Raw genomic sequence first — 16638 nt, forward strand, 5'->3', positions numbered from 1 at the left:
GATGTCCGGAGAATTAAACTAAAATGCATAACGAATCACCAATCAAAAGACGTAAATCCACTCGTATCTATGTAGGTAATGTCCCCGTTGGAGATGGCGCACCAATTGCTGTCCAATCAATGACTAATACACGCACCACTGATGTCGATGCGACTGTTCGCCAAATAAAAGCATTGGAGCGAGTAGGCGTGGATATTGTGCGTGTATCAGTGCCCACAATGGATGCGGCAGAAGCCTTTAAATTAATCAAACAAAAAGTCGATGTTCCCTTAGTGGCCGATATCCATTTTGACTATCGAATAGCCCTGAAAGTTGCGGAATATGGTGTGGATTGCCTGCGTATTAACCCAGGTAATATCGGTAGTGAAGAGCGTATCCGCCAAGTGGTTGATTGCGCTCGTCATTACAACATTCCTATTCGTATTGGGGTTAATGGCGGCTCATTGGAAAAAGATATCCAAGAAAAATATGGTGAACCTACGCCTGAAGCATTAGTTGAATCTGCTATGCGCCATGTTGATATTCTCGATAGATTGAACTTTGATCAATTTAAAGTCAGTGTAAAAGCATCTGATGTTTTCCTTGCGGTAGGTTCTTACCGTTTATTGGCTCAAAAAATTGACCAACCGTTGCATTTAGGTATCACTGAAGCGGGGGGCGCACGTGCGGGCTCCGTGAAATCTGCGATTGGCTTAGGTATGCTGCTATCCGAAGGTATCGGTGATACGTTACGTATTTCATTGGCAGCAGACCCTGTTGAAGAAGTCAAAGTCGGTTTTGATATTCTAAAATCATTACGTATTCGTTCGCGTGGAATCAATTTTATCGCTTGCCCAACATGCTCACGCCAAGAGTTCGATGTTATCGGCACTGTCAATGCGCTAGAACAACGACTGGAAGATATCATTACGCCAATGGATGTCTCTATTATTGGCTGTGTAGTGAATGGTCCCGGAGAAGCGGAAGTGTCTACTTTAGGTGTGGCGGGTGCAAAAACTAAAAGTGGGTTCTACGAAGATGGCATTCGCCAAAAAGAACGCTTTGATAATGATAAAATTATCGATCAGTTAGAAGCGAAGATTCGTGCTAAAGCGGCGATGATGGATGAAAGCATGCGGATAGAAATTAATCAATTAGAAAAATAATGATTAGAAACTGGCTCATTAGAGTCAGTTTTTATATCTATTGCCATGATTAACGGTATTAATTATGGCTGTTTTTTCTTAAAATTAACGATTAGAGACCAAAATCGACAGATAATTCCCGATTGAGGGGGTGATTTGCAGTTTGTTGATTGAACCTGATGACATTTCGCTCTTATAATCGACCTAATGTAATTCTGAAAATAGAGAAATAAAGTGGGAAAAAATATCCAAGCCATCCGAGGCATGAATGATTACTTGCCGGCAGATACCAGAGTATGGCAAAAAATCGAAGCAACATTGAAAAATATTTTACAGGGTTATGGCTTTAGTGAAATTCGTACCCCGATTGTAGAGCAGACCCCGTTATTCCGTAGAGCAATTGGTGAAGTTACCGATGTTGTTGAAAAAGAAATGTATACCTTCAATGACCGTAACGAAGAAAGTTTGACTCTGCGCCCTGAAAATACCGCAGGTTGTGTACGTGCCGGTATTGAGCATGGTTTGCTGTACAATCAGGAACAACGTTTATGGTATTTAGGGCCGATGTTCCGTTACGAGCGCCCACAAAAAGGTCGTTATCGTCAGTTTCATCAGTTAGGTGCGGAAGTGTTCGGTCTTGCTGGTCCGGATATCGATGCCGAAGTGATTCTAATGACGGCTCGTTGGTGGCGTGCTTTAGGCATCAGTGAGCATGTAACATTAGAACTGAACTCTATTGGTTCTTTGGAAGCGCGAGCTAATTATCGTGATGCTTTAGTTGCTTTCCTTGAACAACACAAAGATAAACTTGATGAAGATTGCAAACGTCGTATGTATAGCAATCCTCTGCGTGTATTGGACTCAAAAAATAAAGATGTCCAAGCTTTATTAAATGATGCACCAGCACTGTTTGATTATCTCGATGATGAATCCCGTGAGCATTTTGACGGATTATGTAAGTTACTCGATAACGCGGGTATTCAATACCGCGTTAATCAGCGCTTAGTTCGTGGTTTAGATTACTATAACCGTACCGTATTCGAGTGGGTAACAACGGCATTAGGTTCTCAAGGAACAGTCTGTGCAGGTGGTCGCTATGATGGTCTGGTTGAGCAACTCGGTGGCCGTGCAACCCCTGCGGTAGGTTTTGCCATGGGTATGGAGCGTATGGTTCTGTTGGTTCAAGAAGTGAACCCTGAATTTACTGCCGATAATTCTGTTGCTGACGTTTATCTCGCTTCATTTGGTGATAACAGCCAACAAGCAGCTTTATTGGTGGCAGAAAAAGTGCGTGATGCACTGCCGACTCTACGCTTAATGACCAACCATGGTGGTGGAAACTTTAAGAAACAGCTGGCTCGTGCAGATAAACAAGGTGCTAAATTGGCACTGATCTTAGGTGAAGATGAAATTCAAAATAGCCAAGTGACCCTGAAAGATTTACGTACCGGAACACAAGAAACTATTTCACAGCAACTAATGGCATCGCGTATTGCCGAGCTATTAGGTTAAGGAGAGACAAGTGGAAGTCTATACAAACGAAAATGACCAGGTTGATGCGGTCAAGCGCTTTTTTGCTAATAATGGCGTTGCATTAGTGATTGGACTGGTAATTGGGGTCGGTGGTGTATTTGGTTGGAACTATTGGCAATCTCATAAGTCGAATGTGTTGCAAGAAAGTGCGGCTAAATACGAAAGTGTGAGTACGCAATTACATACAGGCTCAGCTCAAGGTATTGAGGCGGCGAAAAAATTTGCAGCAGAAACCGATGATGTTTACAGTGCAATGATGGGGCTGGAATTAGCCCAGGTTTCTGTTGATAAAGGCGATTTAGCAAGTGCAGATAAAGCACTGACAGATGCATTAGCAAAAGCCAAAACGGTTGATATGCAAGATGTGATCAACCTGCGTTTAGCGCGTGTTCAGCTTGCTCAAGGCAATGCGGATGCGGCACTGGCTTCTATTGCAAAGATTCAAGGTAAGTCATGGCAAGCTGCGGCACAGGATGTCCGTGGTGATGCATTACTCCATAAGGGTGATAAATCCGGCGCTAAAGCTGCATACACTCAGGGGTTAGAAAGTGAAGGTTCTCAATCACTCAGAGGTCTCCTAACTCTGAAATTGAACAACGTATCTAATTCATAAAAAGAAAGGAAACGACACACTATGCAGTTGCGCAAAACTCTTTTGGTAGGCCTAGTCGCTTCAGCTTTACTTGCCGGTTGTTCCAGCGAAACTGATTCTATTGTGATGGCGCCATTACCACAGGTTGAGAATCAATTTACACCTACTATTGTTTGGGATAAATCCGTCGGCAACGGTGTTGATCAGTTTTATTCAGAGCTGTCCCCTGTATGGGATGGAACTACCGTATACGCTGCGGATCGCAAAGGCTTAGTAAAAGCATTTGAATTAGATAGCGGTAAAGAACTGTGGTCTGTTGATTTATCAAAGAATAATGGTTTTCTTTCTGCCAATTTATCTGCGCTACTGTCTGGTGGTTTAACCGTATTTGATGACAAAATTTTCATTGGCACCGAACGTGGCACGGTTATCGCATTAAATAAAGAAAATGGTGAAGTCCTGTGGGATGTTGAAGTTGCAGGCGAAGCGCTGTCTAAGCCGGTTGTTAGTGGTGATTTAGTGATCATCCATACCAGTAATGGTCAATTACAAGCTTTAGATACTGCAACAGGCGCAATTAAGTGGACTGTTAACATGGATACCCCATCTTTATCACTCCGTGGTGAGTCAGCGCCTGCCGTTGCTTTTGGTGCGGCTATTGTTGGTGGTGATAATGGACGTGTCAGTGCGGTTCTGCTTTCCCAAGGCCAATTAATTTGGCAACAACGTATTTCTCAAGTGACTAGCTCGACAGAAATTGGTCGCTTGAATGATGTGGATATGACCCCAGTTATTGATGATGGCAAAGTATATGCTATTGCGTATAACGGTACATTAGCAGCATTAGATATGCGTTCAGGTCAGATGTTATGGAAGCGTGAGTTAGGCTCTATTAATGATATGGTCTTGTCAGGTGACAACTTGTATCTGGTCGATCAAACTGACCGCGTGCTATCCGTTCGTAAGAGCGATGGCGTAACCTTATGGACTCAAGACCAACTGCTAAACCGTGGATTATCTGCTCCTGAAGTTTATAACGGCTACTTGGTTGCGGGTGATAAAGAAGGTTATCTGCATTGGTTAGATACCAGTACGGGTGGGTTTGTAGCACAAAACAAACTGAATAGCTCCGGTATCCATAGCCGCCCTGCAATTGCAGGAGATAAATTAATGGTTCAGGCGAGAAACGGAACAGTTTACCTGTTAACACGTTAATTTCCTGACAAGTAGACAATTTATCGATAAAATAAACGGTTCCTGGATACAGGAACCGTTTCGTTTTTGTTTTCTGAGTTTAAGCCTCAGAATTCTATTAGTTAATTAAAGTTGTGAGGCACTTAAGAATGATACCCGTCGTAGCGCTGGTTGGGCGTCCAAACGTAGGAAAATCCACGTTATTTAACCGATTAACCCGTACCCGTGATGCACTTGTGGCAGACTTCCCAGGTCTGACTCGTGATCGTAAATATGGTCGTGCTGAAGTTGAAGGGCATGAATTTATTATTATCGACACAGGGGGTATCGATGGTACAGAAGAGGGTGTAGAAACCCATATGGCGGCACAATCGCTCCAAGCGATTGAAGAAGCTGACGTTGTACTATTTATGGTCGATGCAAGAGCTGGGCTAATGCCTGCGGATGAAGGTATCGCCAAACACTTACGCAGCCGCAAGAAAAAAACCTATTTAGTCGCCAACAAAACGGATGGTATTGATGCCAATATCGTTGTTGGTGATTTCTATTCACTGGGACTTGGGGAAATCTACCCAATCGCGGCCTCCCATGGACGTGGAGTTACCCAGCTAATTGAGCACTCATTAAAGCCATTTATCGAAGTTGAAGAAGAAGAAGTTGAATTAACCGATGAAGAGGCAAATGCGGCTTATTGGGCTGAATTAGAAGCTGAAAGCGAATTATCTGATGAAGAAGATGATTTTGATCCTAGTACATTGCCGATAAAATTAGCGATTGTTGGCCGTCCAAATGTGGGTAAATCCACACTGACAAACCGTATTTTAGGTGAAGACCGCGTCGTAGTATTCGATATGCCAGGCACGACCCGTGACAGTATCTATATCCCAATGGAACGCGATGAGCGTGAATATATTCTCATTGATACTGCGGGTGTACGTAAGCGTGGAAAAGTGACCGAAACTGTTGAAAAATTCTCAGTTATCAAAACATTGCAAGCGATTGAAGATGCGAACGTTGTACTGCTGGTGATTGATGCCCGTGAAGGGATCTCAGACCAAGATTTATCCCTGCTAGGTTTCATCCTGAATGCTGGGCGCTCTTTGGTTATTGCAGTGAATAAATGGGATGGCATGAAGCCAGAAGATCGCGATCACGTCAAAGATATGCTGGAATTGCGTCTAGGTTTCGTCGACTTTGCTCGCATTCATTTTATTTCTGCGTTACATGGCAGTGGCGTAGGTAACTTATTTGAATCAGTACAAGAGGCTTATGAATCAGCCACTCGTCGTGTTGGAACGGCTCTGTTAACACGTATCATGAAAATGGCGGAAGATGAACATCAACCACCATTGATCCGTGGTCGCCGTGTGAAAATGAAATATGCCCATGCGGGGGGTCATAACCCACCAATCGTGGTGATCCACGGTAACCAAGTGAGTGACTTACCAGATAGCTATAAACGTTATTTAATGAACTACTTCCGCCGTTCGTTAAAAGTCATGGGAACGCCAATTCGTATTCAATTTAAAGAGGGTGAAAACCCGTATGCGGATAAGAAAAATAAATTAACAGCGACCCAGTTACGTAAGCGTAAGCGCTTAATGCAACATCTGAAAAAACGTTAATTGACCAACGTCATGTCAAAATAGCAATATTATTTTGGCTAGCGTACAAAAAGCCGTAACTTATTGTTGTTACGGCTTTTTACTATGTTTAATTGTATCCCTACAGCCCTGAAAATTTTAAGTTGTTTTATTGACTGAGGAAAACCATGGAAATCAATTCATCCACACGCCTGAATAAATATATTAGCGAGAGCGGTATCTGCTCAAGACGTGAGGCTGATCGTTATATTGAACAAGGCAACGTGTTCATTAATGGCAAGCGCGCTGGTATTGGCGATCAAGTTTCTGCTGGCGATATCGTTAAAGTAAATGGACAGTTGATTGAACCTCGTGATGAAGATGATTTAGTGCTAATCGCACTGAATAAACCGGTTGGCATTGTAAGCACGACCGAAAGTGGTGAGAAAGGCAATATTGTTGATTACGTTAATCACAGTAAACGCATTTTTCCCATTGGTCGTTTAGATAAAGATTCCCAAGGATTAATATTTCTAACGAACCATGGGGATTTAGTGAATAAAATTTTACGTGCAGGTAATGACCACGAAAAAGAATATGTCGTCACCGTCAATAAACCTGTCACGGACGAATTTATCCAAGGCATGGCTTCTGGAGTGCCAATTTTGGGTACGATGACCAAAAAATGTAAGGTCAAAAAAGAAGCTCCTTTCGTCTTCCGCATCACGTTAGTCCAAGGGTTAAATCGTCAAATACGTCGAATGACTGAGCACTTTGGCTATGAAGTGACTAAGCTGGAACGCGTACGAATCATGAACGTCAAACTGACCGGAATTCCTGTGGGTGAATGGCGTGATCTGACCGATGATGAACTGATTGAATTATTTAATTTGATTGAAAAATCAGAGTCAGATGTGAAACCGAAGAAAGCTGCAAAACCACAAGCGCGTAATACGGGGAGTAAAACGGCAGGTAAGCAAGGTACAAGCAGTAAGCCAAAAGCAAATGCGGAGCCACCTAAAAAGAAATTTACCCAGCCGGGACGTAAAAAGAAAAAACGCTAATAGGCATTGAATAAATAGAGAAAAGGCTGAGTGAAAAAGTGGATAGTAACTTTATGAGCTTGGCCTTTGATCATTTTAGCGATAAAAGTCAGCCTTTCTGTAGGCCGACAAAAACTATTCAGTAAAATACTTCACTTTCTACCGCTTAAATATTATCCAGTTTTAACCCCACATCTAGCCAGCTCTGGCGTGTTTTCATTGCAATATCATCACCAAATAAACGTTTTGCTGCACGCACTGTGGCTGTGGCGAATTGGATGAAAGTCGCAGAACTGATTACCAGAGGATCAGAAACAGCGGCAACCCAAATTTTCCCTGCCACATCCCATGAATAGCCACCTAATTCCATGGCTAACAAGTAGAATGCTTTGTTTGGTATACCGGAGTTGATATGTACGCCACCATTATCAATATGGCGAGGTAAATTACGGTATTGGTTCATGTGGCCAACTTGTGGGTCGCGATTACTTTGCGTGAAATTGTAGGCTGTTCCCGGTTCTTTCATAGAACGAAGTGCTGGTGCTCTTTTTTTATCAATGAATAAATTTTCACCCAGTAACCAGTTTGACTGACTTACGGTTTCCTTCTGGACAAATTGTTTCACCATAATGCCTAATACATCGGCAACGGATTCATTCAGCGCGCCAGATTGGTAGATATAATCAAAGTCAGCTTGAGAACTGATAAATCCATGAGCAAGTTCATGAGCAATTATATCAATATCGTTGTAGAAGGGACCAAAAACGGTTCCATCACCATCCCCAAAAAATATAGCTTGGGAATTCCAAAAGGCATTGGAATAATTTTTACCATAATGAATAACCGCATTGATATCAGCATCGCAGCCAAACATTTTATCAATATTAAATTTCTCCTCTAAGAATGAACGGATCACACCGATTGAACTAAAAACATGATGTGCGGGCATGCTTGGCGCAACGGTATCATCTTCACGCATGATGATTGAGAAATCATTATGAGCCATATGTTCATCCGCAGGAATTTCTTCGCGGCGACAAATGGGGAGGTCAGAGTGATTATGATTGAGGTTTTCAACGCGCTGCTGGGCATCCCGGATCAAGCGATTATATCCTTTGCCTGCGTTCTGAGCGCTACACCACAATTTCCGCTGATAGGTGACATCTTCATCAGTGTAAGTGCGGCTCATTATTTCGTTAATATGGTATAGAGTAGATTTTAAATCACCGCTTTGAGTTTCTTGAAAGAAGTAAGAAATTAGGCTAGGTGAGAGTAGTGAACGACCAAGTATTTGACTCATTTATGACTCCATTTCGTTTGAGGAAATAGAATCATAAATGTTTAGATTTGATTTGTATCTACATGATAATTAAGGTATTTAATTAAATGTTGCTAATTTTTATCAGTAATAAACGGCTTAAAATTGACTGATTAATTCCAAAAGTGTATACCGCTAATTAAGGGGTTAGCCACGTTTTACCTGAGATAAGAAAATCCGTATAGAGTTTATCTTCCGGGCTATTTGGTTCTGGATGATAATCGTACTCCCAACGCACTAATGGTGGCATGGACATTAAAATCGACTCAGTACGACCACCACTTTGTAGGCCAAATAAAGTTCCTCTATCCCAGACAAGGTTAAATTCCACATAGCGTCCGCGGCGATATAATTGGAATTGGCGTTCTCGCTCCCCCCATGAGAGGTAACGACGTCGTTCTACGATAGGGGCATAGGCTTGTAGAAAACCATGACCAACATCTTGTGTAAAATTGAAACAAGATTCAAAACCGCCTTGGTTGAGGTCGTCATAAAATAAACCGCCAATGCCGCGTGGCTCATTACGATGCTTGAGATAAAAATATTCGTCACACCATTTCTTATATTTAGGATAAACATCATCCCCATAAGGCATGCATAGGTCTCGAGCAACGGTATGCCAATGGATAGCATCTTCTTCAAAACCATAATAAGGGGTTAAATCGAAGCCACCACCAAACCACCAAACGGGCTCTGTACCTTCTTTTTCAGCGATAAAAAATCGTACATTAGCATGGGTCGTTGGAATATAAGGGTTTAATGGGTGGATAACTAAAGAGACTCCCATGGCTTGATAGCTACGACCAGCTAATTCTGGACGATGAGCAGAAGCGGAAGCAGGAAGTTTGTCTCCTTTAATATGGGAAAAATTAACACCAGCTTGCTCAAATAGAGCGCCTTGAGTTAAAACTCGGCTGCGTCCACCTCCGCCTTCTGCGCGCTCCCATGTTTGTTCAAGAAAAGTTTCTTTGCCATCAAGTTCAGTGATTTTTTGACAAATAGTATCTTGCAAGCTTTGCAAAAAGGCTTTTACACGATCGATATCTGGGTAATTCATTGTTTTTTAATAGAACCATCGGCAGAAAAAAGTGCCTAAAGTATACCCCGTTGAGGTAAAAAAGGCATATTGAATATTGATTGTGAATGAAAAGCAGTGATAATGGCAGAAAGCTTAGTGTAAACGGACAAGGTTATGGAAATACGCATATTTCGCCAGAGTGATTATGAAGAAGTGCTAACATTGTGGGAACGTTGTCAATTGAATGCAATTTCAGGGGATCCTGAATTAGACATTGAACGTAAGTTGCAATGTGGCGCAGATCTCTTTCTGGTTGCAGAAGTTTCTGGTGAAGTCGTCGGAACTATCATGGGAGGCTATGATGGTATTCGAGGAACCGCTGTTTATCTCGCGGTTCACCCTGAATTTCGTGGGCGTGGAATTGCTAATGCATTGGTGAGTCGCTTAGAGAAAAAATTGATTGCTCGTGGCTGCGGTAGAATTGAATTTTTGGTGAATGAAGAGTCAGACGCAGCCATTTGTATGTTTGAGAAAATGTTGTATGAAGAAGAGCCGGCTGAGCGTCTTATTTATTCAAAGAGGTTGACCCACGAAGTCGATTTTTAATGCATTCTTTGTGGTTTCCTTGAATGTTTTTAGAAATGAACTGTCATAGTATGCATTATATTACCTAATAAAGAGGATGGTATGTCCCAACGTGCATTAGTAACCGTATTCAGAATGACCCTACTTGGCGGTGTCATTGCGCTGTCTGGCTGTGCAGGAAAAAGTTTTTTTTCTCCCTCCACATGGTTTCATAGCCCATTAGTCATTTCTGATGCTGGCGTCGGGGCAATCACCAGTGCAACACCAATGAATCTGAATGTCATTAATAACCAATTAGATGACCGCTATACCATTCGTGGTGGCATGCAGATGGAAAATGGCGATATGGTATCAGTCTTTCAAGCTATGAAAGATCTTGATGTGGCTGTCGAGGTATTTGGCCCTGAAAAAGGCACGGTTTCTCGTGTGGTCGTCAATGATGCTGATATGATCACCGAATGGGGAATTCAAATCGGTAGTGAATTTAACGATATCTATCAAAAAGCCTATGGCTCATGTTCATTGGGCGAAGTTATTGATTCTGTGCCAACGGTATTGTGTGTCGCGCCGCAAAGTAGCAAAGTGGTGTATCGCTTTAGCGGTAAATGGCAAGGGCCTGAAAATTTAATGCCGGCTGATGAAGTACTCAAAGAGTGGAAAGTGTCACAAATCATTTGGCATAAGTAAGTTTATTTTCATGACAGCCACAAATAAGATTATTATTTGTGGCATTATTGTATTGATATACAATGGTTTTTTTCTTCCACATTTCCTTTTCCTGCATTAACTCCCTAATAGTGCTTAACTCTTGCGTTAAAACAAGGTGAAAATCACCCTCAATAAGATAATATGTTTATAAACTATAAGTTTGTGTAATTTATTCATTCTAAGGGGTTTATGCATGTCTCATTCACAAAGTGGTATTTTGAAAGAACATAGTCGTTTCGGTATTTTTATCGAAGGGATGGTAAAGGGACCTCTCGACGATGTGAAATCAGGGTGCAAGATTTTTGTTGATGAATTAACTAAATTGCAAGCTAAGTACCCCGATGACCGCTTAGGGGCTGTGATCGCTTTTGGTTCAGATGTTTGGCAACAATTAGGGCACGCAGAAGTCTCCCCTGAATTAAAACCATTTCGTACTTTAGGCAAAGGGCTTGCTCCAGCAACTCAGCGCGATATCTTTATTCATATCCAATCATTACGCCATGATATTAATTTTTCTTTAGCGCAAGCCGCGTTGAAAGCATTTGGAAAATCGATTGAAGTTGTTGAAGAAATTCACGGTTTCCGCTGGGTTGATGACAGAGATTTGAGCGGTTTTATTGATGGCACAGAAAACCCACAAGGCGAAGAGATTGCCGAAGTAACGCTGATTAAAGACGGTGAAGATATCGGTGGTAGCTATATCATGGTGCAGCGTTATGAGCATGACCTGAATAAATGGTCTCGTTTCTCTGAGCATGAGCAAGAGAAAATGATTGGTCGCACGAAACACGATAGCGTCGAATTAGATGAAAGTGTGCGTAATAAAACGTCTCATGTTTCCCGTGTTGTTGTTGAGGAAGATGGGGAAGAATTATCAGTGATGCGTCATAGCCTGCCATACGGTACTGCGAGTGGTAAACATGGTTTATTCTTTGTCGCATATTGTGCCACTATCCATAATATTGAACAGCAATTGCTGAGTATGTTTGGTGAAACTGATGGTAAGTACGATGATCTACTGCGCATGACAAAAGCGGTATCAGGTAGCTACTATTATGCCCCATCGATCGAACGTTTACTTTCCTTATAAGTCATTATCCGCAATCAAGCTGTAGCGTATCGGCTACAGCTTGTCTCTTTGAATATATTAACTATTTTTTTGTAGTTCTTTTCGTGCCGCTGCGGCAATAAAACCACTGCGACTGCCATATTCTGGGTGCTCTTTTACGAGAGTATCAATTCGGTGTAATAGGCGATGAGGCAGTGTGATATTGACTCTTTCTGCTCTTCCATCATATTTATCCATATCAATATCCACTAATAACCAAATCCCTTTTTGATATATATCAGGTGTATCTTGAAGGTGGGCATGCTGGGATTTTGGTGATGGAATTTTAAAACCTTTTTCACTTAGTAGCTCGAAATGAACATCAATGGCAGATTTTGCGTCTGCATAGGCATCTTCAATATTATCGCCTGCAAAGGTGCATCCTTCTATATCAGGGAACCAGCCGCTTGCGCTGCCATCACTGTCAATTTCAATAAAGGCTGGGTATAACATGGTATTGTCTCCATAAAGATGGCGCTCTTGTTTACTATTAATGAGCGCATCTTTGATTAATGTTTCAGTTTTGCAACCGTAAGAATTTGGTTTAGCGTTCCAATTTTTAAATCCTTACGTGGATGCGGGACTGTAATTACAATTGAAAAATTGGGATGGGAGAACTGATGATGGCTTCCTTTAATCCTCTCTAGCCTCCAACCATTTTTTTCTAATAACTTTATCAGTTCCGAACTTTTCAAGTTCCCTCCATTTCGTTAACTGATATACACATCTTACACACTAATTTAATGAGGGCAATTAAAAAGTGTGTTTGATGTGTATTCATTTACCGTCTAAACATCCTGAACTTTCCTCATAACGCTAACCCATTCAATACAAAATAGATTTTTATGCTTATCGCTATAACCTATTTAATATACCAACTTGATATATCAAACAGTGATTGATAACTATAAAGTTATAACTAAAACGTATACATTATTTTTAGATATTAGTTTGGGTTGAGTATTGACTGGGGATCACATGAAAAAATCAATATTAAAAAATACCGGTTTGGCAAGCTTGGCGATGTTCTCGTTAATGAGCAGTGCATCCCTAACGGCGGCTGAATTGTTGAATAGTTCTTACGACATTTCTCGGGAGCTATTTGTCGCGTTAAATCCTGAATTTGAAAAACAATGGGCGAAAGAGAATCCTCAAGACCCACTGACTATAAAACAGTCCCATGCAGGATCATCCAAGCAAGCATTAGCTATTTTGCAGGGGTTAAAAGCCGACGTAGTGACGTTTAACCAAGTTACTGATGTACAGATCCTGCACGATAAAGGAAATTTGATCCCTGCTGATTGGCAGGCGCGTTTACCTAATAACAGCTCGCCATATTATTCCACCATGGCATTTTTAGTACGTAAAGGTAATCCTAAAGGAATTAAAACGTGGGATGACCTTGTTCGTGAAGATGTGAAGTTGGTTTTTCCGAATCCGAAAACATCCGGTAATGGACGCTATACCTATCTTGCCGCGTGGGGGGCATTTAACCAAGAGAATGGGAAAAATACGCCACAAACTCGTGAAAAAATGCAGCAATTTCTGAAGAATGTTGAAGTGTTTGATACGGGTGGACGTGGTGCTACGACCTCATTTATTGAGAGAGGGTTAGGGGATGTTCTGATCAGTTTTGAATCTGAGGTGAATAATATCCGTAGCCAATACGGTGAGTCCGATTACGAAGTGATTGTGCCGCCAGTGGATATCTTGGCGGAGTTCCCTGTTGCGTGGATAGATAAAAATGTGCAAAAAAATGGCACGGAAAAAGTAGCAAAAGCGTACCTAAATTATCTCTATAGCCCACAAGCTCAAAATACAATTACCAGCTTTAATTATCGTGTAAATGATAAAAGCGTCATGGATGCGAATAAAAGCAAATTCCCAGACACCAAATTGTTTACGGTTGAATCCCAGTTTGAGAGTTGGCCGAAAGTGATGGATGTCCATTTTTCAACGGGTGGTGAGTTCGATCAACTTATGGAACAAGGGCGCCGATAATGCTCAAAACAGGAAAACGGTTTTTACCGGGTTTCGGATTGGCGTTAGGCAGTAGCTTATTTTATGTCTGTTTAATATTGCTGCTTCCTTTAAGTGCCCTTGTGGTGCAACTGTCCGATATGACATGGCAACAATATTGGGCGGTTATCAGTTATCCCCAAGTGGTTGCCGCATACAAAGTAACGTTGCTAGCGGCTCTAGTCGCAAGCTTATTTAATGCAATATTCGGCATGTTACTGGCTTGGATTTTAACCCGTTACCGTTTTCCGGGACGTCTATTTCTCGATGGGCTGGTCGATTTACCTTTTGCATTACCAACCGCGGTGGCAGGCTTGACGCTTGCTACCTTATTTGCCACTTCAGGCTGGTATGGGCAATATCTACATCAGTTTGATATTAAAGTCGTCAATACATGGTTAGGTATCGCAGTTGCAATGGCATTTACTAGCATTCCATTTGTCGTGAGAACAGTACAGCCAGTACTTGAGGAACTCGGCCCTGAATATGAAGAAGCCGCACAAACCCTTGGTGCCACGCGGTGGCAAACTTTTCGCCGTGTTATTTTGCCTGAAGTTTCCCCAGCCTTAATTGCAGGCACCGTTTTATCCTTTACTCGCAGCCTTGGCGAGTTTGGTGCAATTATTTTTATCGCGGGGAATATCGCATGGCAAACGGAGGTGGTTTCATTAATGATTTTTAGCCAGCTACAGCAATTTGATTACCCGGCTGCAAGTGCTATCGCCTCGGTTATTTTGGCTGTTTCATTACTGTTACTGTTTACTGTCAATATGATCCAAAGCCGATTTGGTAAAAGGTTAGGGGGACATTAATGGGACAGATTACGCCATTTCCTATCGCACGCCGCCCTGCAATTAATTGGGGAAAATGGGCTCTGATTACAATCGGGATCAGCATTTCTTTTCTGCTATTAGTGGTTCCCATCGCTTGGATCTTTATTACTGCATTTCAAAAAGGTCTGGGTGAGGTTCTGATGAATTTGGGCGATCCCGATATGTTACACGCTATCGGGCTAACAGTATTAATTGCCTTGATCACCGTGCCTGTCAATTTAGTTTTTGGCGTCATGCTCGCGTGGCTTGTGACTCGCTTCCGTTTCCCCGGTCGTCAGTTATTACTCACTTTAGTCGATATCCCGTTTGCGGTCTCTCCGGTGGTAGCGGGCTTGCTATATCTATTATTTTACGGCTCTAACAGTTGGTTTGGTGGATGGTTGGAAGGATTTGATATTCAAGTCATGTTTTCATGGCCGGGTATGGCATTAGTCACCATATTTGTGACGTGCCCTTTTGTCGTTAGAGAATTAGTCCCATTAATGTTGAGTCAAGGTAGCCAAGAAGACGAGGCAGCAATTTTACTCGGGGCATCAGGTTGGAAAATGTTTTGGCGAGTGACTTTACCCAATATTCGCTGGGCGCTGTTGTATGGCGTGGTTTTAACTAACGCCCGTGCCATTGGCGAATTTGGTGCTGTGTCCGTGGTGTCGGGGGCCATTAGAGGGGAAACCTATACATTGCCGCTGCAAGTTGAATTGCTTCATCAAGATTATAATACGGTAGGCGCATTTACCGCCGCGGGAATTTTAGCGTTATTAGCCATCATCACCTTGATGGTGAAAAGTGCATTGCAATGGCATTTAAGTCGCCAGCAAACTGAGTCGGGAGTCCATTAATTATGAGTATTGAAATCGCTAACGTAGGCAAACTTTTTGGCAAAACGCCAGTGCTAAATAATATCTCGTTGGATATCGCTTCAGGGGAAATGGTGGCATTACTGGGGCCTTCTGGCTCAGGTAAAACGACATTGCTGCGTATTATTGCAGGATTGGAGCAGCATAGTTATGGGCACTTACGTTTCCATGGGCAGGATGTGAGCCATATTCATGCTAAAGACCGTCATGTAGGTTTTGTTTTTCAACATTACGCGCTATTTCGCCATATGACTGTCTTTGAAAATGTAGCATTTGGCTTGACGGTATTACCAAGAAAACAGCGCCCATCAAAAGCTGATATTAAACGAAAAGCGATGGAATTGCTCGATATGGTGCAATTAGCTCATTTGGCTTCTCGTTATCCATCACAACTTTCAGGTGGACAAAAACAGCGAGTTGCCTTAGCGCGTGCCCTTGCGGTTGAACCCCAAATTCTGTTATTGGATGAGCCGTTTGGTGCGTTGGATGCACAAGTCCGAATTGAATTACGGCGTTGGTTACGTCAACTTCATGAGGAACTAAAATTTACCAGTGTATTTGTGACTCACGACCAAGAGGAAGCGATGGAAGTTGCTGACCGGATTGTGGTGATGAGCCAAGGGCAGATTGAACAAGTGGGAACACCGAATGAAATTTGGCAAGATCCACAAACGCGTTTTGTTCTTGAGTTTATGGGGGAAGTGAATCAAATCGCAGGGCAAATTCGTGGTTCACAGCTGCAAATTGCTAATTATACTTTCCCTCTTGAGCAAGTGAGTGCACAACAAGGTAATGTCGATGTATTTGTCAGGCCTTGGGATATTAGTCTACAAGTGCAACCTGATTCACTTCATCAGCTTCCTGTTAGAGTTGTTGAGTCGGGTCCTCGGGGGCATTTCTGGCAATTAACCGTTCAACCACTCGGTTGGGGGGAGCACAGTTTATCAGTGGTATGGCAAGAGCTGGGCGCGGTACCCATCAGAGGTGAACAATATTACCTTGGTAGTAAACACACCAAAATATATCAGGGAAACGAGCAATTATTTTTTCCCACTTTAGCTAAAAGCGCGTAGATTAAAATATTGCGATTGATCTTACCTGCGGGATCGATGAATAAAAATTA

General features: G+C 42.2%; 17 protein-coding genes. 13 read left to right on the plus strand and 4 right to left on the minus strand.

The genetic code is table 11. From position 1 onward, the window contains the following. The first annotated feature begins 23 nt into the window (after positions 1 to 23). The 6 genes from ispG to rluF all read left to right on the plus strand — a co-directional run bounded on the left by ispG (position 24) and on the right by rluF (position 7090). Positions 24 to 1145 (plus strand): flavodoxin-dependent (E)-4-hydroxy-3-methylbut-2-enyl-diphosphate synthase, encoded by a 1122-nt coding sequence (gene ispG / locus PR761_RS00910; RefSeq protein ID WP_006814686.1) that lies wholly within the window; start codon positions 24 to 26, stop codon positions 1143 to 1145. A gap of 213 nt (positions 1146 to 1358) precedes the next feature. After that, complete coding sequence (hisS, locus tag PR761_RS00915) at positions 1359 to 2636, plus strand: histidine--tRNA ligase (protein ID WP_115164491.1); 1278 nt, start codon at positions 1359 to 1361, stop codon at positions 2634 to 2636. A 10-nt stretch (positions 2637 to 2646) separates the two neighbouring features. Next, a complete protein-coding gene (locus tag PR761_RS00920) occupies positions 2647 to 3270 on the plus strand; it encodes a YfgM family protein (protein WP_006814684.1) in 624 nt (207 codons plus the stop codon). Between the two features lie 21 nt (positions 3271 to 3291). Then, positions 3292 to 4464, plus strand: coding sequence for an outer membrane protein assembly factor BamB (bamB, locus tag PR761_RS00925; protein ID WP_112837050.1), 1173 nt, complete (start codon positions 3292 to 3294; stop codon positions 4462 to 4464). Positions 4465 to 4592: 128 nt separating this feature from the next. Then, the gene (gene der, locus PR761_RS00930) at positions 4593 to 6068 is read left to right on the plus strand and encodes a ribosome biogenesis GTPase Der (protein ID WP_006814682.1); all 1476 of its coding nucleotides are present in this window, start codon (positions 4593 to 4595) and stop codon (positions 6066 to 6068) included. Positions 6069 to 6214: 146 nt separating this feature from the next. After that, positions 6215 to 7090 (plus strand): 23S rRNA pseudouridine(2604) synthase RluF, encoded by an 876-nt coding sequence (gene rluF, locus PR761_RS00935; protein WP_006814681.1) that lies wholly within the window; start codon positions 6215 to 6217, stop codon positions 7088 to 7090. 145 nt (positions 7091 to 7235) lie between these two features. Here rluF and PR761_RS00940 read toward each other — a convergent pair whose 3' ends face one another. Then, entirely contained in the window at positions 7236 to 8369 is a 1134-nt protein-coding gene (locus PR761_RS00940) for a M4 family metallopeptidase (RefSeq protein WP_006814680.1), read from the minus strand. Positions 8370 to 8526: 157 nt separating this feature from the next. Continuing rightward, on the minus strand, positions 8527 to 9444 hold the full coding sequence (gene hemF, locus PR761_RS00945) for an oxygen-dependent coproporphyrinogen oxidase (RefSeq protein ID WP_006814679.1): 918 nt from the start codon (positions 9442 to 9444) through the stop codon (positions 8527 to 8529). A 135-nt stretch (positions 9445 to 9579) separates the two neighbouring features. On the opposite strand from hemF, the gene PR761_RS00950 reads away from it, so the two are divergent. The 3 genes from PR761_RS00950 to PR761_RS00960 all read left to right on the plus strand — a co-directional run bounded on the left by PR761_RS00950 (position 9580) and on the right by PR761_RS00960 (position 11788). Then, positions 9580 to 10011 (plus strand): GNAT family acetyltransferase, encoded by a 432-nt coding sequence (locus tag PR761_RS00950; protein WP_006814678.1) that lies wholly within the window; start codon positions 9580 to 9582, stop codon positions 10009 to 10011. Between the two features lie 81 nt (positions 10012 to 10092). Further along, entirely contained in the window at positions 10093 to 10677 is a 585-nt protein-coding gene (locus tag PR761_RS00955; protein ID WP_039855044.1) for an RpoE-regulated lipoprotein, read from the plus strand. Between the two features lie 214 nt (positions 10678 to 10891). Continuing rightward, positions 10892 to 11788, plus strand: a complete 897-nt coding sequence (locus PR761_RS00960; RefSeq protein WP_006814676.1) for a Dyp-type peroxidase — start codon at positions 10892 to 10894, stop codon at positions 11786 to 11788. 57 nt (positions 11789 to 11845) lie between these two features. Here PR761_RS00960 and PR761_RS00965 read toward each other — a convergent pair whose 3' ends face one another. Both PR761_RS00965 and PR761_RS00970 read right to left on the minus strand, forming a co-directional pair. After that, positions 11846 to 12259 carry a type II toxin-antitoxin system HicB family antitoxin gene (locus PR761_RS00965; RefSeq protein WP_006814675.1) on the minus strand — a complete coding sequence of 138 codons (414 nt, stop codon included), beginning with the start codon at positions 12257 to 12259 and terminating at the stop codon, positions 11846 to 11848. Between the two features lie 56 nt (positions 12260 to 12315). Further along, positions 12316 to 12501, minus strand: coding sequence for a type II toxin-antitoxin system HicA family toxin (locus PR761_RS00970; protein ID WP_071599550.1), 186 nt, complete (start codon positions 12499 to 12501; stop codon positions 12316 to 12318). Between the two features lie 283 nt (positions 12502 to 12784). On the opposite strand from PR761_RS00970, the gene PR761_RS00975 reads away from it, so the two are divergent. Genes PR761_RS00975 through cysA form a run of 4 tightly spaced genes read left to right on the plus strand, consistent with a single transcriptional unit; the run spans position 12785 to position 16588 of the window. Next, positions 12785 to 13807 (plus strand): sulfate ABC transporter substrate-binding protein, encoded by a 1023-nt coding sequence (locus tag PR761_RS00975; RefSeq protein WP_115164490.1) that lies wholly within the window; start codon positions 12785 to 12787, stop codon positions 13805 to 13807. Then, positions 13807 to 14637, plus strand: coding sequence for a sulfate/thiosulfate ABC transporter permease CysT (gene cysT, locus PR761_RS00980; RefSeq protein WP_115164489.1), 831 nt, complete (start codon positions 13807 to 13809; stop codon positions 14635 to 14637). Before PR761_RS00975 ends, cysT begins: the two co-directional genes overlap by 1 nt. Then, complete coding sequence (gene cysW, locus PR761_RS00985; RefSeq protein WP_006814672.1) at positions 14637 to 15497, plus strand: sulfate/thiosulfate ABC transporter permease CysW; 861 nt, start codon at positions 14637 to 14639, stop codon at positions 15495 to 15497. The genes cysT and cysW overlap by 1 nt, the downstream gene beginning before the upstream one ends. A gap of 2 nt (positions 15498 to 15499) precedes the next feature. Next, the gene (gene cysA, locus PR761_RS00990; protein ID WP_006814671.1) at positions 15500 to 16588 is read left to right on the plus strand and encodes a sulfate/thiosulfate ABC transporter ATP-binding protein CysA; all 1089 of its coding nucleotides are present in this window, start codon (positions 15500 to 15502) and stop codon (positions 16586 to 16588) included. Positions 16589 to 16638: the final 50 nt, after the last annotated feature.

This window comes from Providencia sp. PROV210 (genome assembly GCF_028479445.1).
Taxonomy (GTDB): domain Bacteria; phylum Pseudomonadota; class Gammaproteobacteria; order Enterobacterales; family Enterobacteriaceae; genus Providencia; species Providencia rustigianii.